A 17,582-nucleotide genomic window follows, 5' to 3' on the forward strand; every position below is an offset into this window, starting at 1 on the left:
GGAGTCGGGCGGCTGGCTTCGTTGCAAAGCCTCGTCGTAGCCCCGCTACGACTGCGTTTTGCGCCTCGCCATCCATCCCGATCCGCCGCGCGCAGCTTCGCGGCGACTTATTCAGCGTTTCCTTTGATTGGCCACACGGATCCCCTCCCGCGTGGCCGCGGCCATTTTCCAAGGAGACATTTGATGAAGCTCTACTACAGCAACGGTGCCTGTTCGCTTTCCCCCCACATCGTGCTGCGTGAATCGGGCTTGCCGTTCACGCTGGTGCGTGCCAGCACCAAGACGCACGCGCTCGACGACGGCACCGACTATTACACGATCAACCCGAAAGGCTCCGTCCCGCTGCTTGAGCTTGACAATGGTGAACGCCTGAGTGAAGGCCCGGCCATCGTGCAATACATCGCCGATCAGGCCGCAGGCAAGAACCTCGCCCCTGCCAACGGTACGTTCGAGCGCTATCGTGTGCAGGAATGGCTCAACTTCATTACCAGCGAGCTGCACAAGGGCTATTCGCCGCTGTTCCGTCCCACCACGCCGGAGGACTTCAAACCGGTGTTGCGCGAGCTGTTGCTGAAGAAGTATGAATTTGTTGACGCAAAGCTCGCCGGCAAGCAATACCTGATGGGCGACAGCTTCACCGTGCCGGATGCTTACCTGTTCACGGTGACCAACTGGGCAAAACACGTCGGGCTCGACCTTTCCAAGTTTGCCAACCTGCAGGCGTTCATGGCGCGCATGTCGGCCCGCCCGGCAGTACAAGCGGCGCTTGAGGCCGAAGGTCTGGTCAAGAAGGCCGCGTAGTGAGCACCGCTGCCACGCCGCTGAGTCCGGCTGCCGAAGCCACGCTGGCGGCGTGGCACGCGATGATCCGCTCGCGCGACACCAGCGGCCTGCCAGCGCTGCTGGCGCCGGACGCCGTGTTCCGCTCGCCCGTCGCGCACAAGCCCTACGCGGGCGCGCCGGCCGTCGCGCTGATCCTGCAAACGGCGGAGCAAGTGTTCTCGAACTTTGCCTATCACCGCACGCTGGTCAGCGAGGATGGCCATTCGGTCGTCCTCGAATTCAGCGCCGATGTCGGCGACAAGTCACTCAAGGGCATCGACATGATCCGCTTCGGGGCCGACGGCAAAATCGTCGAGTTCGAAGTGATGGTGCGGCCAGCCAGCGGCGTGCAAGCACTGGGCGAAGCGATGGGCGCGCGGCTGACGGGGCGCGTGTAGGCGAGAAAGCTGATTGGCTTTTTGGTGAAACCCTTATTCAATAAGGGCTAACCAGTAGAAAACGCCAAATATCGACTTTGCGACTAATGCGGCTGTAGCCCCTATGAAATGGGCTTTCTAGCCGAAAGTTGATGCGCAATGCGGCTGATGTACGCCGTGCTACGGCGCCTCTGAAAAGCAAAAAAGGCCCGCGCCACTGGCGTCGGGCCTTTTCTTTTGTCGAGGAGGGAGCGCTACTGACGCGGCTCGCCCAGTCGGTTGACCAGAATCGTGCGTCCCGGCGGGTAGCTCATCTGGATGTAGTGATCCTGACCACGGAAGTTGTAGGTCACCTCGTAGTAGGAGGCCTGACCGCCCACGTTCTCGCAACGACGAACGTTGCGCGAGTAAGGCAGGCTGCCGCCGCCAGCGTTGGCACCGATCGCGGCACCAGCAACTGCGCCTGCCGCCGTCGCGGCGTCGTTGCCGCGACCGCTGCCGACCTGATGACCCAGCACGCCGCCAATGATGCCGCCGATGATTGCCGCGCCCACGTTCGGGTTACCCGAGCCCGGCACCGCCTGCTGCTCGTACCAGCAGCGCTGCTCGCCAGTGCCGCTGATCGCGCGCACTGATGTCACCGGCGCTTCGAAGACCTGCTCGTTGGGGCGCCGGTAGTAGCCGTAGTTCGGTGCGCCCTGTGGCGGCGCCGCATCCCAATTGCCTTCGCCGCGCCGGTACGGGCGCACGGAGGTGATGTTGTCCTGCATGCCGAGCGACTCCAGCGAACCGTAACTTCCCGGCTGCAGCACCACGCAGCGGCCACGGAAGTTGTCGTCTTCGCAGACCAGCCAGGTGCCGTTGTCAACGTAGGCAGACGACGCGATGTCATTGAAACCGTTGGCCTTCAGATTGGGGACGCGCGAATTGATGGTGACCGCACGGCCACGAAAGCCATCGTGTTCATAAAGCGTGACACCGGCGTGGGCGAGCCCGGCGGCGAGTACGCCAGCCAGTGCCAGCAGGGCGCGCGGTAGCCAGCGTGAAGTGCAGCGGCGGGCGGTGGAATTGAAATGCATCGGGCAAATCCTTCTCATGTTCAGTGAAGCGCTATCAGTGTATGCCCGCGGGATGGGCGTTGCATGCCTCTGTCATGGTGGCCATTGCGATGTTGTCGTACAACTGCTCGACGAAGTGCTACGCTTCAGCCAACAATGGCGACGCGCCACACTCTTTCCGGCGCTTCCACAGGAGGAACCATGGCTACCGCACACCGCTTCATTTCACGCCGCCGATTGCTGGCGAACGCCCTGCTGACCTGCGTCGCCGTAGTTGCAGCAATGGCTGTCGCACCGGCGCAAGCACAATCGCTCGCTGGCAAAACCATCCGCATCATCGTGCCCTACGCGCCGGGCGGGACATCAGACATCCTCGCACGGGCGCTGTCCGGCGAAGTCGGCAAGGCGCTCGGTGCCACCGTGGTTGTCGATAACAAGCCGGGCGCCAACGGCGTGCTCGGCAGTGATCTGGTCGCCAAGTCCGCACCCGATGGCACCACGCTGTTGCTGACCGATGTCAGCGGCCTGACCAGCGCTCCCGCGCTCGGCGCCAAGATGCCGTTCGATCCGGCGAAGGATCTCGCTCCGATCACCATGATCACTTACTCGCCGCACCTGCTGGTGGTGAATCCGGGCGTCGCCGCGAAGACATTGCCAGAGCTGGTGGCGGCCTCGAAGGCCAAGGCCGGTGGCTTCAGCGCCGCGACGGTCGGTGCCGGCAGCGCGCCGCATCTCGCCAGCGCGCTGTTCGCGCGACTGGCCGGCATCGACTGGGTGTTTGTGCCGTACAAGGGTGGCGGCCAGGCGCTGACGGATGTCGTCGCCGGCCACGCGCAAGTGATGTTCAACGGCATGCTCGCCACTTTGCCGATGGTGAAGAGCAATCAGCTCCGCGTGCTCGCGGTGTCCAGCGACAAGCGCTGGCCGACACTGCCGGACGTGCCGACCGTTGCCGAATCCGGCTATCCCGGCTTCCTCACCGGCTCGTTCCAGGGCCTGTTCGCCGCCGCCAAGACACCGCCAGAAATCATCACCCGACTCAACGCCGAATTCGGCAAAGCGCTCGCCGCGCCGGAGATGCGTGAGCGCTTGATGTCGCAAGGCGCCGAGCCGCGCCCGATGCCGGTCGCCCAGTTCACCGACTTCCTCAAGGCGGACGGCGCCAAGTGGGCGCAGCTGGCGAAAGAGACGGGGATCAAGATCGACTGAGCAGGCTAACACCCCGGCAATCTGCGGACGCTCGCGGTGTTTGTCCGCGTGGCGGCGTGGTACGCTGCCTTGGCAGCCGCGTATTCAGTGGGCCGTAGCGGCGAATTCACAAGGGGATGCGCAATGCGATCGGGGCGTGTGAGATACCGCGATGGGCTGCTCGGCCAGTGCATAAGCATCGCGCAGGCAGCGCTCGCTTTTCTGGGCGTGCTCGCTGCCTTTGTCTGTCACGCGGCCGATTCGCCTGCGACGTCCGGGGCAGGCGTCACCGGTGCAACCGTCCGCCTGCTTGTGCATGACACGCTGACGCGCCAGATTGAGCTGGTGGTCGCGCGACCGGAAATTGGCAGTGCGATTGATCGCAACAAGCGCGAACGGGTACACATTGACGACAGCGAGTTGCGCAATCTGGTGGTGCGGCGCGCGCAGGTAGCGTTGCCGCAGGAGGGTGTGCAGGTCGAAGCGCTGTCAGCCACCGGCGACGCAGCAGCTGCGAGCGACAACACGGATTCCGGCGAGATAGCTGACGACCGCCTGGCCGCGCTCGTCAGCGCGGCGCGTGGGCGCGATGCACGCTGGTTGCTGCTGGTTTCACCGCTTCGCGGGCAAGCGATGCTGCGCCGCGCGAGGAGTCACGTTGGGCATGGCGCAGTCGAAGGCGTCGGCTTTTATGTCGATGCCAACGCGCGGTTTCCAAATCGCGTCGCCCGGCCGTACGTCGCCTGCTATGCCTACGTTCGTGTGCAACTTGTCGACGTGCAGCTCGGCAAGATCGTCGCCGACGAATGGGAGCACGAATCATCCAGTCGCTCGCTCAGTGGACGCGACACCAGCTTTGACGCCATGACACCAGAGCAACGTTCAAAGTGGCTGCGTGCAGTGCTGCGCGCCGCGCTTGATCGCGCTTTGCCAAAGGTGGCCTCCGCCGTGCGCGGCTGAGTAGCGCTAGCCGATACTAAAGACATGTGGTTTGGCCGCAGGGTGGGCACACCGTGCCCACGCGCTGCCACCGTATTTCAAGCGCCGACCTAGCGTCCGGCGGTGCCTGTCAATCCACCGTCGCTCCCGAAGCCGCCACCACCTTCGCCCACTTCTCGGTCTCGGCCACGATGGTCTTGCCGAAGTCTTCCGGAGTACCAGGGATGGGTGAACCGCCCAGTTCGGCGAGGCGCGCGCGCAGCTTCGGGTCGGCCAGCGCCTTGTTGACGGCAGCGTTCATCTTGTCGATGGCTTCGCGCGGCGTGCCTTTGGGCATGCCCACGCCGAACCAGGCTGTGGCCTCGTAACCGGGTACGGTGTCGGCTACGGTCGGCACGTCGGGCAACGACGGATCACGCGCGGTAGAGGTGACCGCGAGCGCGCGCAAATTGCCGCTCTTGATATGCCCGGCCGACGACGGCAGGTTGTCAAAGAACACCTGCACCTGGCCGCCGATCAGATCAGTCAGCGCCGGCCCGGCGCCCTTGTAGGGCACGTGAACCATGTTGCAGCCGGTCATCGATTTGAACAGCTCGCCAGAGAGATGCGTCGAGGTGCCGCTACCTGAGGATGCCATGCTCACCTTGCCGGGATTGGCCTTGCAGTAGGCAAGAAATTCCGCGACCGTTTTCATCGGCAACTTGGTTGTCAGGACCATCACGTTCGGCGTGCGCACGAGGCCGGCAACGGGCGCGATGTCGCGCACAAAGTTGAATGAGAGCTTTTTGTAGAGCGAGGCATTGATGCCGTTGGCCGGGTTCACCAGCAGCATGGTGTAGCCGTCGGGTGGCGAATTGATGACGAACTCGGTGCCGATGTTGTTGCCGGCACCGGGCTTGTTCTCCACCACCACCTGCTGGCCGATGTTCTCCGACAGCCACTGCGCCACGATGCGCGCCAGCACGTCGGTCGTGCCCGCAGGCGGGTAAGGCACCACCCACTTGATCGGCTTGGTTGGATACTGCGCTGCGGCAGAGCCGACCAGCGCAACGGTGGCGAGCAGCGCGGCAAGCGCACGACGAACGGGTTTCTGCATGACGTTCAATCCTCCTTGTTGCGCGCTCCTGAACAAACTTGTGGCGCAGCGCTGACATTCATTATCAGGTGCTGCGGCGCACTAGAAGTGAGGGATAGTCCGAAATGCGCAGATTCTTCAATCGCCAGCGGACAACGCCGGCGAACTGCGAATCAGCGTGTCATCGGCAGCGCCACGCCCATCGCCATGAACATGCCACCGCAGACCTGGTTGAACTTGCGGCCGGCGCGTTGCAAGAGGGGGCGGATGCGGTGCGCGAGCAATGCCAGCAGCCATTCGACGAGGATTTCCACGGCGACAAAAATGGTGGCCATCAGGATGAACTGTGGCAGCAGATCTCGCGTGGCATCGACAAACTGCGGCAGAAAGGCGCCGTAGAACAGCAGCGCCTTGGGGTTCGAGATGGCGGTCAGAAACCCCTGCCGGAACATCGCACTGCCGCTTGTTTGTGCTGCAGGCGCGTCCGCTGCCACCATCACCGGCGGCGAGCGCCAGAGCTGGATGCCCAGCCAGATCAGGTAAGCGCCACCGATCAGTTTGAGCACAATCAGCGCATGCGCCGAGGCCTTCAGCAGCGCACCAATGCCCGCCATCGACAGCGCGATCAGCAGCAGAAAGCCGAGCGCGCCGCCCCACACCGTGAGCCAGGTGCGGCGGTGGCCGTAGATCGCTCCGTGGGTCAGCACCAGCAGGCTGTTCGGCCCCGGCGTCAGTGAAAGTCCGAAGGCGGCGAGGATGTAGATGAGCAGGGTGTGGGTGGCCATGATGAGATTGTCACCGAAGGTTGCTTCCGGCCCGAATACATCTGTCGTCCCCGCGGCGGCGGGGACCCAGACCGCAGCTCCCGAGGCGAGGTGAGCCGCCAGTGCTGCGGTGATTCACGGTCTGGATTCCCGCCTTCGCGGGAATGACAGCCTATGGCGCCAGATGAATGCGTTCCTTGACGTGCTTGAGGTTGACCACAATCGCGAAGGTCAGTAGCGTCAGCGCCGTCCACGAGCTCCATTTGCCCACATGCACCGTGGTCCACGCACCGAGCTGGTTGGGGTATTTCCAGAGCCCGAAGAAAGTGCCCGCGTTCTCGGCCAGCCAGATGAAAAGGCCAACCAGAATCAAGCCGGCGATCAGCGGCATCCGCCGTGTGCGATCAAGCGGGCGAAACTCGACCCAGCAGCGGGCGTAGAGCCCAAGAGCGATGGCGCCGAGGGTCCAGCGATAGTCGCCGATGTAACGATGGGTGAAAAAGTTCACGTAGAGCGCCACCGCAACGATACCGGTCATCCAGTAGGGCGGATGGTGCACCACGCGCAGATCCAATGCACGCCACACCTGGATGATGTAGCTGCCCACGGCGGCGTACATGAAGCCCGCGAACAGCGGAACGTCCATCACCTTGCTGTAGGCGAACTCAGGGTAGCTCCACGATTTCACGTTCGCCGACACCTTGAACGCCTCCAGCGCGAAGCCCATCAGGTGAAACAGCATGATGGCCTTGAACTCGTCCCAGGTCTCAAGCTTTGCGTAGAGCATCCACGCCTGAATGCCGAGCGCGAGCAGTAGCAACACGTCGTAACGCGGCACACCCAGCACGCCGCCACGCGGCACGATGAACACTGCTGCGAAGAAGAGCCCGGCGAACAGGCAGGCCCGCGCTTCCTTGATGCCGAAATACCAGAACTCCACCGCAAAGCGGCGCCAGCCAGTCAGCTCGGGGCGCGGGTGGTCGTTGGCAAAGTGGTGGTCGAGCCGGTTGACGAGGGGGCCGAGCATCGCGGGATTTTGGCAGGGCGGTGGCAATGGCGCAGCCCGGCACGTTGTGTTTGCATAAAGGGACTTGCGTTCTGTTGTGTTGGTGATATAGTTAACTACAACACTACAGCAAAGAACCTGCCGACTCATGTTGTTGATGGCGGCTGGTGAGCAGGGTCAAGACATCATGCAAGTATCCATTGCGTTATTGCGCAGCAAACCGCAGGCACCTGTCGCGGCAGGCGCGGCAGGCGCACGCATGAGGCTCTGCCCGCATGGCGACGGTGGCGGAGGTCATTGATGGATCAGGACTGGAACGACGGGCAACCGATCTACCGGCAGCTGCAGGATCGGGTGGTGGCCATGATTCTTGATGGCAGCCTCGGCGAGGGCGATCCGTTGCCTTCGGTGCGCACTGTGGCGGCGGAGACGCGGGTGAATCCGCTGACCGTGCTCAAGGCTTACCAGCAGCTGGCTGATGCGGGCATCGTGGAATCGCGGCGCGGGCTGGGCATGTTTGTCAACGCCGGAGCGAAGGCGAAGCTGGCGGATGGTGAGCGCGAGCGCTTCCTGCGTGACGAATGGCCGCGCATTCGCGCCACCATCAAACGGCTGGGCCTGAATGTTGACGAGCTTCTGACGGGCTCGAATATGGCCACCAACAAGACCAAGACAGGGAGACGCTGAACCATGTCATGCATCGAGGCACGGGGCCTGACCAGGGCCTACGGCAAGCACGTGGCGGTGAAGGGCATTGACCTCACCGTCGAACGCGGGCGCATTGTGGGGCTGATCGGCCCCAATGGCGCCGGCAAGACGACGGCGCTGAAGGCCATGCTGGGCCTGACGCCGTTCCAGGGCAATCTCAAGGTGCTCGGGCGCGACCCGTGGAGCGAGCGCGACCTGCTGATGCAGGATGTCTGTTTCATCGCCGACGTGGCCGTGCTGCCGCGCTGGCTCAAGGTCAGCCAGGCGCTGGATTTCGTCGCTGGCGTGCACCCACGATTTGATCGCGCGAAGGCGGAGCGATTTCTTGCCCGCACCGTGATCAAGCGCGGGAGCAAGGTGGGCGCCTTGTCCAAGGGCATGGTCGCGCAGTTGCATCTGGCGCTGGTGATGGCGATTGAGGCGAAGCTGCTGGTGCTGGATGAGCCCACGCTCGGGCTCGATATCCTCTTTCGCAAGCAGTTTTACGACTCGCTGATCAACGATTACTACGACGGTGATCGCACCATCGTGATCACCACCCATCATGCCGAGGAGATTGAGCACATCCTCACTGACGTGGTGTTCATCAACGATGGTCGCATTGCGCTCAATGCGACGATGGACGCGTTGCAGGCGCGTTACACGGAGGTACGCGTTGACCCGGCGCACGTCGAGCGCGCGCGGGCTCTCGGGCCGTTGCGCGAGCGGCAGGTGTTTGGCCGCAGCACCTTGCTGTTTGATGGCATTGATGCAGCAACGCTGGAATCGCTGGGCGAGGTTCGCACCCCCGGCATTACTGATCTCTTCGTGGCGCTGCTCGGCAATTCCGGGACGGGGCTGGAGGCGAATCCATGAATAAGACCAATGCGCAAACGGTAGCAGCCGCACAATCAGCGCCCGTGCCTGCCACCAATTCGGCGCGACCGTTCTACTGGTCCGTGCGACGCGAACTCTGGGAACACCGATCGCTTTATCTGGCGCCAGCCATCGTCGCGCTGGTGCTGCTGCTGGCGATGATCGTGGGCGCGTTCAAGCTGCCACCGGCGATCGCCACCTTCGATGCGCTATCGCCGGACAAGCAGCGTGAGCTGGCCTCGGCTCCCTATGCGGTTGTCGCGCTGATTCTGGTGGCGACAGCGATGGTCGTTGCGCTGTTCTACTGCCTCGACGCGCTGTTCGGTGAACGCCGGGATCGCAGCGTGCTGTTCTGGAAGTCGATGCCAGTCTCCGACCGTACCGCCGTGCTCGCCAAAGTTGCCGTCCCGACGCTGGTGGTGCCAGCGTTTCTCTTCGTCCTGATCACGGCGACGCAACTGTTCGTGCTGCTGGGCAATGTGCTGGTGTGGGGCGTGAAAGGGTTGAGCGTCAGCAATCTGCTGCAGCGGCTGCCGTTGATTGACATGCCGGTGGGCGTTGCCTATCTGGTCGTCACCCTCGCGGTCTGGTACGCCCCCATCTACGCGTGGTTGCTGCTGGTGTCTGCCTGGGCTCGACGCAGCGCGCTTGCGTGGGCGGTGGTGCCGTGGATTGCCATCACGGCGTTCGAACAACTGATGCTTCGTACTTCGCATGTGGCGAGGTGGTTGCGTGATCGCTTCTTCGGTGGTTTTGATGCGGCTTTCTCAACCCGCGAGCAGCTGGCAGAGGCCGCCAGGCGGGCTCAGCAGGGCGGTGAGGCGATGGCCGCGGGCGCCGATTACACGCCGGATCTCATGCGCTTTCTCAGCAACGCCGACGTGTGGTTCGGGGTTGCTATTGCCGTGTGGCTGATTGTGGTGACCATCTGGTTGCGCCGGCGACAGGAATCGCAGTCCGACTGATTCATTCGCGGTGGCCCGTGGGCTGCCGCATTCAACACCAAGGAGACATCCATGAGCACGCTCACGGAGGCTACTCTATTGCCTCGCAAAGCTGATTTGACAACCGCCAGCAACGCGCTCGCTCGCGCTGGCCAAACCTGGTTCATCGTCGCCGCGACGGGCCAACTGATTTTCGCGTGGTACATGGCCGCGCTGTATGGTTTGTCCGCGCTGCGCGGCGACTGGGAGACGTGGAACAAGGTGATGCCGCGTGGCTGGAACGCGGGTGACACGGTGGGCAACATCGCCATCTTCGTGCACCTGTTGCTGGCGCTGGTGGTGACACTGGCCGGGCTCGCGCAACTGCTGCCCGCAGTGCGCCGCGCCGCGCCGTCAGTGCACCGCTGGATCGGCCGCGTCTACATCGCCTCAGCATTCGGTATTGCGTTTGGCAGCATGTATCTGATGTGGGTGCGCGGCGCCGTGGGCGATTTCTCGCAGCACCTGGGCAGCACCTTCAACGCGATTCTCCTGGTGCTTTTCGCTGTGATCGCGCTGCGCCACGCGCGCGCCCGGAATTTGGCGCTGCACCGGCAGTGGGCGTTGCGTCTGTTCATGGTGATGAACGGCGTCTGGTTCTTCCGGCTTGGTTTGCTGTTGTGGCTGATGATCCATCAGCAGCCGGTTGGCTTCGATCCAAAGACCTTTACCGGCCCGTTTCTGACCTTCCTCGTGTACGCGCAAACGCTGCTGCCGCTGGCTGCACTGGAGCTTTACTTCCGGGCACAGCGTAGCGATGTTGCTGCACGCAAGTGGTCCGCAGCGGCCGTCATCGCGGTCCTCGCACTCGCCACCGCTGGCGGCGTTGTTGGTGCGACGATGGGGCTTTGGTTGCCGCGGCTCTAGGAGCCACTCAGGGCTCGCCGTCCCAGTAGTCGAGGTCGGTCGCCGTGCGATGCATGCGGCCGTCCTGTAGCAGCGTGTCGTCGCGACCACGGGCGCCACTGGCCATCGCGAGGTACTTGCCGGAATCCGGATATTCGCAGATCTCGAGCTCGGCGTTGACGCTGAGTGACAGGTACTTGAGCGGCGCGTCGGAGGTGTTGAGGATCTGATGCGGGTACTCCGGCCCCGGCGGGATGAAGATCACGTCACCAGCCGCGATCGGCAGCATTTCCCCGGCAACGCGAAGGGTGCCCGAACCTTCGAGCACGATGAATGCTTCTTCCTCGGCGTAGTGAAAGTGATACGGGCAGGCGCGTTTGCCCGGCGGCACGATGTCGACCGACATGCCGAGCTTTTTCGCCGCCGTACCACGCGCCAGGCGCACGCCCTCGCTCTCGTAGTGCGGCTCGCGTTTGAAGGTGCTCCAGCTCGCGTCGGGGGTTGCGAAGCTGCGGATCAGCTGACTGCGTAAGTCGTCGGCTTTGGACATGGGGACTCCAGTTACTGAAAGCCTCCACTGCAGCGCAGGGGAGGTGCCGCGAAGCGGCGGAGGGGTTGCCGTGGTTGCGGTATGTTGACCGCCATGTGGCTCAACCAACCCCTCTGTCGGCGGTGCCGACATCTCCCAGTTGTACAGGGGAGACTTGCGAAGTTGGCACGATCCGGCGGTCAATCCGCCTTGATATTCCGCTCGCGCACGATCTTCGCGTTCGTCGCCGATTCAGCACGGACGAACTTGGTGAACTCGGCCGGGTTCATCACGGCCGGCACGTTGTCGAGCTGGGTCAGGCGCTGCGTCATGTCGGGCGTGGCGATGGCTTTGGCGATCTCGGCGTGCAGGCGGTTGATGATGTCGGACGGCACCTTGGCGGGCGCAAAGATGCCGAAGGTGCTGGTCATGTTCGCCTCCGGGAAGCCGAGTTCGGCCAGCGTTGGCACGTCCTTGAACGACGCCAGCCGCTGCGGTGCGCCGACGGCGAGCACGCGAAGCGTGCCCTTCTGCATCTGGCCATTCGCGGCCGGGCTCGGGTTGGTGGTGAACAGCTCGAACTGGCCGCCGGCCGCGTCGGTCACCACCTGGCCACCGCCCTTGTAGGGCACGTGAATCAGCTCAAGGCCGCTCTTGGCCTTGATGCTTTCGACCATCAGGTGGCCCAGCGTCGCGATGCCGCTGGTGGCCACGCGAATGGCGCCCGGTTTCGCCTTTGACTGCGCAAGCACATCGGCAAAGCTCTTGCCAGTGAACGCCGGCGTCGCCAGCACGTAGACCGGGGAATACATCACGCTGGCGACGGGCGCGACATCGTTGACCGGGTCGAACGGCAGCTTGCCGAGATGCGGCAGCAGCGTGATCGGGCTCACGGCCGAGATCGCCAGCGTGTAGCCGTCGGGCGCCGACTTGGCCATCGCGTCGATGCCAATCGCGCCGCCGGCGCCGCCCTTGTTCTCGACGATGAATTGCTGCCCCATCTGGCTGCCGAGTTTTTCGGCGAGCGCACGGGCGACGGCATCGGTAGTGCCGCCGGCCGGATAGACCACGATTAGCCGGATCGGCTTGTCCGGGTAAGCCGCGTGCGCCGGGGCGAGGGCGGTCAACGCCATGGCGCCGAGCACGGCGAGACGGGCGAGCGAGAAAAATCGGTTCATGGGTAATGCCGTTGAAACTGAAGCAAACAACATCGTAGCCTTTCGCTGCCATGCGTGCTGCCAGACATGCTGCGGCAGCGGACGCTACCCTGCCTTCACACGGCAGGTGCCAGCAGCGGTTGCAGCTCTACCTGCAAGCGTTCCTGATCGTCGGACATCCACACCTCGCCGTCCTGCACCATGCACTGCAGATTGAGCGTGCGATCAGCCATCGCGGCGAGCGCCTTGCTGCTGGGGCCGCTGACGCTTTTCACGGTGAGCTTGTCCTGCTTCGCCAGCAGCGCTTCGTTCTGCTGCCACCACACTTCTACTGTGCGGCCACCGCCATAGGCATACAGATGCACCGCATCGGCACGACCGCAGGCGCGGCGGATCACTCGCTCGTCGGGCAGGCCGACTTCGATCCATTCGGTGATGCGGCCGGTCAGATCATGCTCCCACAGCGCCGGCTCGTCGTCGGTGGAAATGCCCTTGCCGAATTCGAGGCGCTCGCTGGCGTGCAGCGCAAAGGCGAGCACCCGCACCATCATGCGCTCGCTGGTTTCGGACGGATGCCGCGCCACGGTCAGTGCGTGGTCGGCGTAATAGCCGCGGTCCATGTCGGCGACGTTGAGGTTGATCTTGAAGATGGTGGATTTGAGGGCCATGCAGGTTCCAGTGGCGATTTCTGAGCAGCAGCTTTTCTGTCAATGCACCATTGCAATGGGCATAAAGGCGGAAAAGCACAATAGTCGACATTCTGCCTTTTCTGCCAGATAGCCCTTATCCGTCAACGGTTTCACGAAAAAGTCGTACGGCGAATATGCACTGTCGTCACGGCTGGCGGACAGCCGGTGGTTACGGCACTTTGACAAAGGCGGTGACCAGCGGCTCGTCGCCGACTTGCCGGCTCCAGTGGCCGTGCACGGCGGGATCGAAGGTCGCGCCGTCGGGCAGCGTGTCGGCAGAAAAGAAGTGCTCACCTGCCTTGAAAATACGACTGCTGCCGTCCTGCAGACCAATTTCCATCGCGCCACCGAGCACGAACAGCCACTGCGGTTTCGGTGTGCAGTGCCACTGGCTGCGAAAACCCACCGGGCTTTGCCGCAATTGCAGGCCGGTGGCCGGCAGCACGGGCGACAGCATTGACTGGGGTGTGCCTTCGCTGAGGACGATCGGCTCGTCGCGGAAGCGGGCGCGACCGTCAGTGTCGGTGAACAGGATGACTTGCGTGAAGTGGCTCATGGCAGGGAAGGTTGGGTCGAACGAGTTGCCGAAGCTTAACCGCAGGCAGTTGTCGACGTCTCTTAGCGGATGACGAAATTCTCCACGTAGACGATCTCACAGGCGCCGGCGCCGCTGTCGGTGCGGGTGAGCGAGGTGCGCAGCTCACCACCCTTTGCCATTGCTACATCGACCAGCAGTCCCTCCAGCTCAATCACCTGCCCCACGCGGGCGCGGTCGATGGCGTTGGCGACGCCGGCGCTGGCGGCGATCAGGTGCATGTTGGCGCTGCTGGCGATGATCTGCTCAACGGGCGCTGGCAGTGAGTTGCTGCGTGACTTCCAGAAGTAGAAGCGGTCACTCTGGCTGATCGCCAGTTGCTCGATGACGCTGCTGTCGGACATTACGCCCCAGCCCAACGCCAAGTCGCGCGGCATGAGGTCAGACGCCAGCGCGAAGCGGTAGCGTTCGCCCGCGAGCACGCGCGCGGTCAGCCGGAAGCGGGCGCGCGGCGTGAGCGTGTAGTCGTGCACGCGGATCGGCGCTGCGGTGACGTCGCGCTGCAGCGGCTCGGCGCTGACCAGCACGCCGGGCGGCTGCGTGACCTCGCGATCACGCCAGTCACGAGCGGCGGCGAACGCCGCGACGATGACCAGTAGCGCGAAAGCGATCCGCATCAGTCGTGACTTAACTGGCGTCGCTGGCAGCCGCGTCTGACGCGTGGACATGAATCGTCACGCCGTCGAGCGTTACCTTCTGCCCGGCGCGGATCTTCGCCGTCTTGCGCGATTCCGGCGCATCGTCCACTCGCACTGCACCCGCAGCGACCAGCGCCTTGCCCTGCCCGCCGCTATCGGCGACGCCGACGATCTTGAGCAGGTTGTGCAGTTCGATGTGCTCATCGCGCAGCGTGAAGTGATGGACCTGAATGGGTTTTCGTTTCATGGCCGGCAGTATGACATTGCTGCGTACGCGGTTGAGGCGCACAATCCTCCGGTCTGTTCAATTCGCACATTTGCCGCTGGCAACCGGAGCTTGATCATGGATTCTGTCCTGCAGAATTTTCACCGATGCGCGCAGACGCTGGCGGGTCTCATGCTCGCCGCGCTGGCGGGCTGCGCGACCGTTGCCAGTCAATCGGCACCGGCCAGCAACGCGGCCCTGAAGCAGGAGGTGATCGACACTGAACGGGCTTTTGCGCGCACCATGGCGATGCGCGATCACGTGGCTTTCACCGGCTTTCTGGCGGAGGAGGCGGTGTTCTTCTCCGGCCGCGTGCTGCGCGGCAAGCAGGCGGTGGCCGAGGCGTGGAAGAAGTTCTACGAGGCCCCGGCAGCGCCATTCTCGTGGGAGCCGAACGAGGCGGACGTGCAGGTGCTCGACTCCGGTACCCTGGCGCTCAGCTCGGGTCCGGTGCGCAATGCGCGCGGCGAGGTGTTCGCTACTTTCACGTCAATCTGGCGGCGCGAGGGCCCCGGTGTCTGGCGCATCATCTTCGACAAGGGCAATGACGTTTGCCAGAAGTGTGCGACCGCCGACAAGGCGCCCTGATCAGCGGCAGCTGGGGGCGGATCGCGTTGACAAAAGAGGCCGCGCCGCGCGTTCATCGGCTTTTTGATGCGCATCAAAAGCCGTGTCGTCAGCGCTTGAGAAACGCCGTGACCAGCCTCACGATTGGGTTCATGAACACGGACAGCGCGGCCGCCTTTTCCGGCTCGCCGGCGCTGCTTGGCCAACCCAAACAAGGAGCATCGCACATGAACTCACTGGTCTCACGCAACAGCCTGCTCGACGATTTCTTTCGCGATTTCACGCCCGGCTATTTCGTCAAGCCCCTGCACGGCGACAACCTGCCGGCCCAGATCAAGGTGGACGTGAAAGAGGTTGAGGGCGGCTACACCGTCAACGCGGAAATTCCGGGCGTCAACAAGGATGACATTCACGTCGGCATTGACGGCAATGTGATCACCCTGCGCGCCGAGGTGAAGCAGGAAGACAAAAAAACCGAGGGCGAGAAAGTGTTGCGCAGTGAGCGCTACTACGGCGCGGTATCGCGCAGCTTCCAGTTGCCGGCGGAAATCGACCCATCAGCCGCGAAGGCGAAATATGAAAACGGCGTGCTGGCGCTGACTTTGCCGCGGAAGAGCGGTCCCAGCGTCAAGCGCCTGACCGTGGAGTAGTCGCAGGGCTTTACCGGTTTTGACGGTCAGCAGGGAACCAACAGCATTTCCCCCGACTGATATCCCTGCACTCTGTATTGACCGTCAGGAGGCGCGACAACTGTCGCGCCTCTTTTTTTTGCTGTGGCCGACGCGGTGAAGGCTATCGGGTCTTGCAGGTGTTGAAGCCGAAGATCGCGTACGGCGGACACCAGCCAAGCAGGCCGGTCGCCAGCGGAACGGCGCCCAGCCAGCCCCACCAGCCCACGGTCCCCGTTGCGGCCAGTCCGATGAGGACCAACCCGGCAACGATGCGTACCGTGCGATCAATGCCACCGACATTTGCTTTCATGATTTTCCTCGTGAAGTCTTGATGAACCAGAAGCGCTGGTCGGTGCAGTCACCTGAATCGTGACTGCGTCCGTCAGCGCATGGTTCGTATTTCAGCGGCGCGTCGCGGCAATGTCAGTGACCCAGGTCACACAGCGCCGCGCTGCTGCTGGCGGTGCGGTTACCCGTCGCCGGCAAGGGAGCGCAACTCGGCGCTCCTGATGATGTGAATGTGCTCGCGCGACAGTGTGATCCAGCCATCGCGCTCGAAACGATGCAACAGCCGGGTCACGATTTCGCGTACGGTGCCAAGCTCGTCGGCGAGTGCCTGATGCGTCACTGGCACGTCATGTCCACGGCCTAGCAGGGCTGCCGCCAGCCGCTGGTCAAGTCGACGGAAAGCCACCGCGTCGACCAGTGCGGTGAGATCCGCCATGCGCTCGGCGAACAGTCCCAGCACCGCTTCCCGGAAGGCAGGAAGCGCCAGCCAGCGCGAAAACAGCGGCGGCGGCAGCAGCACCAGCCGCGACGCGCGCGCCGTCACACCGGTCGCGGCCAGCGCCTTGTGGCCAAACAGGCTGGCCGACGAGACAAGGCAGATTTCGCCCGGCACCACCCGATAAAGCTCGAGCGAACGCCCTTCGCTTGACTGCCGTGACACCCTGATTTCGCCATCAAGCACCAGCGGAAAGCCCTGGCAAGGCTGCCCGACATCGAACAGCAGGGCGCCAGCCGGCGCGCTGATCACTGGCAGCGCATCAAGCTCGGAGCGATCGGCGCTGGCTAGCGAGGGGTAGTGGCGGATCAGTTCATCAGTCGGCATGAGGTGGCAGCGATGACGTGGCGACGATGACAGCATTGTCCGCAAACAATCTGACACCAAGGCCACGCCTTGCCGGGCCGGGTCCGAAATAAGTCCCGCGTGACATCTTGTAACGTCGGGTCATTTGGTATCAGAATTATCTGTTATCCCGCAAACCCACAGCCGGCGCGCTTTCGCGCAGAATTGAGAGATGCGACGAGCCCGCAACAAGCCTGCGCGGTGGTGGCCGTCAATCGTCGAGGGGATCGCAACAATTGTGATGTCGATGGTGATCGCCACGCCCGCGTCCGCCCTTTCCAGCGAGGAATGGGTGATGGCATTTGTGCGTTTTGTCGAGTGGCCTGCAGCCGCCACTGCCGGCGGAGATGGTGCCGTGGTGATTTGCCAGCCCACCGAAACGCCGGAGCTTAACCTCGCGGGCAAGCAGGTGCGTGGGCAAGTGCTGCTGGTCATGCGCATCGCGCGGCCGCGCGACATCGAGCGCTGCCACCTGTTCGCGGCGCTGCCGAAACGCGAATTCGACTGGCAGCCGTGGCTGGCCGCAATCAAGGGGCGACCGGTGCTGACCGTCGGGCTGGGCGGCAATTTCTGCGAACTCGGTGGCAGCATCTGTCTGGTAGCCGACGAGGCGACCGGTGGCGAGCGTTACCGGCTCAACCTCGACACCCTGTCGCGCGCCGGGTTCAAGGTCAACTCGCAGTTGCTGCGTCTGCAGCCGCAGCGGGCGAAGGTGGAATAG

The 17,582-nt window shown here is 63.5% G+C and carries 23 protein-coding genes; 11 read left to right on the forward strand and 12 right to left on the reverse strand.

Features of this window, described 5'->3' with window-relative positions; all coding sequences use genetic code 11:
- The first annotated feature begins 183 nt into the window (after positions 1-183).
- Positions 184-801, forward strand: a complete 618-nt coding sequence (gene gstA, locus FKL89_RS05865; protein WP_156861875.1) for a glutathione transferase GstA — start codon at positions 184-186, stop codon at positions 799-801.
- Positions 801-1,220 carry a nuclear transport factor 2 family protein gene (locus FKL89_RS05870; protein WP_420361137.1) on the forward strand — a complete coding sequence of 140 codons (420 nt, stop codon included), beginning with the start codon at positions 801-803 and terminating at the stop codon, positions 1,218-1,220. The genes gstA and FKL89_RS05870 overlap by 1 nt, the downstream gene beginning before the upstream one ends.
- Before the next feature lie 233 nt (positions 1,221-1,453).
- Here the strand turns inward: FKL89_RS05870 and FKL89_RS05875 are convergent, their stop codons facing one another.
- Positions 1,454-2,278 (reverse strand): beta/gamma crystallin family protein, encoded by an 825-nt coding sequence (locus tag FKL89_RS05875; RefSeq protein WP_156861876.1) that lies wholly within the window; start codon positions 2,276-2,278, stop codon positions 1,454-1,456.
- Positions 2,279-2,458: 180 nt separating this feature from the next.
- Here FKL89_RS05875 and FKL89_RS05880 point away from each other — a divergent pair, with 180 nt between their 5' ends.
- Complete coding sequence (locus tag FKL89_RS05880; protein WP_156861877.1) at positions 2,459-3,466, forward strand: Bug family tripartite tricarboxylate transporter substrate binding protein; 1,008 nt, start codon at positions 2,459-2,461, stop codon at positions 3,464-3,466.
- Positions 3,467-3,604: 138 nt separating this feature from the next.
- Positions 3,605-4,405, forward strand: coding sequence for a hypothetical protein (locus FKL89_RS05885; protein WP_156861878.1), 801 nt, complete (start codon positions 3,605-3,607; stop codon positions 4,403-4,405).
- 109 nt (positions 4,406-4,514) lie between these two features.
- Here FKL89_RS05885 and FKL89_RS05890 read toward each other — a convergent pair whose 3' ends face one another.
- From FKL89_RS05890 to FKL89_RS05900, 3 genes are all read right to left on the reverse strand, one after another.
- Positions 4,515-5,480: a Bug family tripartite tricarboxylate transporter substrate binding protein gene (locus tag FKL89_RS05890; protein WP_156861879.1), complete on the reverse strand. Its 966-nt coding sequence runs from the start codon at positions 5,478-5,480 to the stop codon at positions 4,515-4,517.
- 152 nt (positions 5,481-5,632) lie between these two features.
- On the reverse strand, positions 5,633-6,244 hold the full coding sequence (locus FKL89_RS05895; protein WP_156861880.1) for a LysE family translocator: 612 nt from the start codon (positions 6,242-6,244) through the stop codon (positions 5,633-5,635).
- Positions 6,245-6,395: 151 nt separating this feature from the next.
- A complete protein-coding gene (locus FKL89_RS05900; RefSeq protein ID WP_156861881.1) occupies positions 6,396-7,250 on the reverse strand; it encodes a DUF817 domain-containing protein in 855 nt (284 codons plus the stop codon).
- Between the two features lie 279 nt (positions 7,251-7,529).
- On the opposite strand from FKL89_RS05900, the gene FKL89_RS05905 reads away from it, so the two are divergent.
- Genes FKL89_RS05905 through FKL89_RS05920 form a run of 4 tightly spaced genes read left to right on the forward strand, consistent with a single transcriptional unit; the run spans position 7,530 to position 10,642 of the window.
- A complete protein-coding gene (locus FKL89_RS05905; RefSeq protein WP_156861882.1) occupies positions 7,530-7,916 on the forward strand; it encodes a GntR family transcriptional regulator in 387 nt (128 codons plus the stop codon).
- A gap of 3 nt (positions 7,917-7,919) precedes the next feature.
- Positions 7,920-8,792, forward strand: a complete 873-nt coding sequence (locus FKL89_RS05910; protein WP_156861883.1) for an ABC transporter ATP-binding protein — start codon at positions 7,920-7,922, stop codon at positions 8,790-8,792.
- Positions 8,789-9,757 (forward strand): ABC transporter permease, encoded by a 969-nt coding sequence (locus tag FKL89_RS05915; protein ID WP_156861884.1) that lies wholly within the window; start codon positions 8,789-8,791, stop codon positions 9,755-9,757. The genes FKL89_RS05910 and FKL89_RS05915 overlap by 4 nt, the downstream gene beginning before the upstream one ends.
- A 51-nt stretch (positions 9,758-9,808) precedes the next feature.
- On the forward strand, positions 9,809-10,642 hold the full coding sequence (locus tag FKL89_RS05920; protein ID WP_156861885.1) for a DUF2306 domain-containing protein: 834 nt from the start codon (positions 9,809-9,811) through the stop codon (positions 10,640-10,642).
- A 7-nt stretch (positions 10,643-10,649) separates the two neighbouring features.
- Here the strand turns inward: FKL89_RS05920 and FKL89_RS05925 are convergent, their stop codons facing one another.
- The 6 genes from FKL89_RS05925 to FKL89_RS05950 all read right to left on the reverse strand — a co-directional run bounded on the left by FKL89_RS05925 (position 10,650) and on the right by FKL89_RS05950 (position 14,476).
- On the reverse strand, positions 10,650-11,171 hold the full coding sequence (locus tag FKL89_RS05925) for a cupin domain-containing protein (protein ID WP_156861886.1): 522 nt from the start codon (positions 11,169-11,171) through the stop codon (positions 10,650-10,652).
- A gap of 179 nt (positions 11,172-11,350) precedes the next feature.
- Positions 11,351-12,328 (reverse strand): Bug family tripartite tricarboxylate transporter substrate binding protein, encoded by a 978-nt coding sequence (locus FKL89_RS05930; protein WP_156861887.1) that lies wholly within the window; start codon positions 12,326-12,328, stop codon positions 11,351-11,353.
- Positions 12,329-12,423: 95 nt separating this feature from the next.
- Complete coding sequence (locus FKL89_RS05935) at positions 12,424-12,975, reverse strand: YaeQ family protein (RefSeq protein WP_156861888.1); 552 nt, start codon at positions 12,973-12,975, stop codon at positions 12,424-12,426.
- Between the two features lie 190 nt (positions 12,976-13,165).
- Complete coding sequence (locus FKL89_RS05940) at positions 13,166-13,552, reverse strand: cupin domain-containing protein (RefSeq protein WP_156861889.1); 387 nt, start codon at positions 13,550-13,552, stop codon at positions 13,166-13,168.
- Positions 13,553-13,614: 62 nt separating this feature from the next.
- Entirely contained in the window at positions 13,615-14,259 is a 645-nt protein-coding gene (locus FKL89_RS05945; RefSeq protein WP_162527404.1) for a hypothetical protein, read from the reverse strand.
- Positions 14,219-14,476 (reverse strand): RNA-binding S4 domain-containing protein, encoded by a 258-nt coding sequence (locus tag FKL89_RS05950; protein WP_156861891.1) that lies wholly within the window; start codon positions 14,474-14,476, stop codon positions 14,219-14,221. The genes FKL89_RS05945 and FKL89_RS05950 overlap by 41 nt, the downstream gene beginning before the upstream one ends.
- A gap of 96 nt (positions 14,477-14,572) precedes the next feature.
- On the opposite strand from FKL89_RS05950, the gene FKL89_RS05955 reads away from it, so the two are divergent.
- Positions 14,573-15,082, forward strand: a complete 510-nt coding sequence (locus FKL89_RS05955; protein WP_238363504.1) for a YybH family protein — start codon at positions 14,573-14,575, stop codon at positions 15,080-15,082.
- A 206-nt stretch (positions 15,083-15,288) separates the two neighbouring features.
- Positions 15,289-15,711 (forward strand): Hsp20/alpha crystallin family protein, encoded by a 423-nt coding sequence (locus FKL89_RS05960; RefSeq protein ID WP_156864574.1) that lies wholly within the window; start codon positions 15,289-15,291, stop codon positions 15,709-15,711.
- A gap of 142 nt (positions 15,712-15,853) precedes the next feature.
- On the opposite strand, the gene FKL89_RS05965 is transcribed toward FKL89_RS05960, so the two are convergent.
- Both FKL89_RS05965 and FKL89_RS05970 read right to left on the reverse strand, forming a co-directional pair.
- Positions 15,854-16,042, reverse strand: a complete 189-nt coding sequence (locus tag FKL89_RS05965; RefSeq protein ID WP_156861892.1) for a YgaP family membrane protein — start codon at positions 16,040-16,042, stop codon at positions 15,854-15,856.
- Positions 16,043-16,201: 159 nt separating this feature from the next.
- Positions 16,202-16,843: a Crp/Fnr family transcriptional regulator gene (locus FKL89_RS05970; protein ID WP_156861893.1), complete on the reverse strand. Its 642-nt coding sequence runs from the start codon at positions 16,841-16,843 to the stop codon at positions 16,202-16,204.
- A gap of 190 nt (positions 16,844-17,033) precedes the next feature.
- Here FKL89_RS05970 and FKL89_RS05975 point away from each other — a divergent pair, with 190 nt between their 5' ends.
- Entirely contained in the window at positions 17,034-17,582 is a 549-nt protein-coding gene (locus FKL89_RS05975; RefSeq protein ID WP_156861894.1) for a YfiR family protein, read from the forward strand.

The sequence above is a fragment of the Casimicrobium huifangae genome (assembly GCF_009746125.1).
In the GTDB taxonomy this organism is placed as follows: domain Bacteria; phylum Pseudomonadota; class Gammaproteobacteria; order Burkholderiales; family Casimicrobiaceae; genus Casimicrobium; species Casimicrobium huifangae.

Excerpts from the sequence above, each read along its gene's own strand:
- gstA (WP_156861875.1), top strand. The coding sequence starts at position 184 with ATGAAGCTCTACTACAGCAACGGTGCCTGTTCGCTTTCCCCCCACATC.
- FKL89_RS05875 (WP_156861876.1), bottom strand. The coding sequence starts at position 2,278 with ATGCATTTCAATTCCACCGCCCGCCGCTGCACTTCACGCTGGCTACCG.
- FKL89_RS05880 (WP_156861877.1), top strand. The coding sequence starts at position 2,459 with ATGGCTACCGCACACCGCTTCATTTCACGCCGCCGATTGCTGGCGAAC.
- FKL89_RS05890 (WP_156861879.1), bottom strand. The coding sequence starts at position 5,480 with ATGCAGAAACCCGTTCGTCGTGCGCTTGCCGCGCTGCTCGCCACCGTT.
- FKL89_RS05895 (WP_156861880.1), bottom strand. The coding sequence starts at position 6,244 with ATGGCCACCCACACCCTGCTCATCTACATCCTCGCCGCCTTCGGACTT.
- FKL89_RS05900 (WP_156861881.1), bottom strand. The coding sequence starts at position 7,250 with ATGCTCGGCCCCCTCGTCAACCGGCTCGACCACCACTTTGCCAACGAC.
- FKL89_RS05905 (WP_156861882.1), top strand. The coding sequence starts at position 7,530 with ATGGATCAGGACTGGAACGACGGGCAACCGATCTACCGGCAGCTGCAG.
- FKL89_RS05910 (WP_156861883.1), top strand. The coding sequence starts at position 7,920 with ATGTCATGCATCGAGGCACGGGGCCTGACCAGGGCCTACGGCAAGCAC.
- FKL89_RS05915 (WP_156861884.1), top strand. The coding sequence starts at position 8,789 with ATGAATAAGACCAATGCGCAAACGGTAGCAGCCGCACAATCAGCGCCC.
- FKL89_RS05920 (WP_156861885.1), top strand. The coding sequence starts at position 9,809 with ATGAGCACGCTCACGGAGGCTACTCTATTGCCTCGCAAAGCTGATTTG.
- FKL89_RS05925 (WP_156861886.1), bottom strand. The coding sequence starts at position 11,171 with ATGTCCAAAGCCGACGACTTACGCAGTCAGCTGATCCGCAGCTTCGCA.
- FKL89_RS05930 (WP_156861887.1), bottom strand. The coding sequence starts at position 12,328 with ATGAACCGATTTTTCTCGCTCGCCCGTCTCGCCGTGCTCGGCGCCATG.
- FKL89_RS05935 (WP_156861888.1), bottom strand. The coding sequence starts at position 12,975 with ATGGCCCTCAAATCCACCATCTTCAAGATCAACCTCAACGTCGCCGAC.
- FKL89_RS05940 (WP_156861889.1), bottom strand. The coding sequence starts at position 13,552 with ATGAGCCACTTCACGCAAGTCATCCTGTTCACCGACACTGACGGTCGC.
- FKL89_RS05945 (WP_162527404.1), bottom strand. The coding sequence starts at position 14,259 with ATGTCCACGCGTCAGACGCGGCTGCCAGCGACGCCAGTTAAGTCACGA.
- FKL89_RS05950 (WP_156861891.1), bottom strand. The coding sequence starts at position 14,476 with ATGAAACGAAAACCCATTCAGGTCCATCACTTCACGCTGCGCGATGAG.
- FKL89_RS05955 (WP_238363504.1), top strand. The coding sequence starts at position 14,573 with ATGGATTCTGTCCTGCAGAATTTTCACCGATGCGCGCAGACGCTGGCG.
- FKL89_RS05960 (WP_156864574.1), top strand. The coding sequence starts at position 15,289 with ATGAACTCACTGGTCTCACGCAACAGCCTGCTCGACGATTTCTTTCGC.
- FKL89_RS05965 (WP_156861892.1), bottom strand. The coding sequence starts at position 16,042 with ATGAAAGCAAATGTCGGTGGCATTGATCGCACGGTACGCATCGTTGCC.
- FKL89_RS05970 (WP_156861893.1), bottom strand. The coding sequence starts at position 16,843 with ATGCCGACTGATGAACTGATCCGCCACTACCCCTCGCTAGCCAGCGCC.
- FKL89_RS05975 (WP_156861894.1), top strand. The coding sequence starts at position 17,034 with ATGCGACGAGCCCGCAACAAGCCTGCGCGGTGGTGGCCGTCAATCGTC.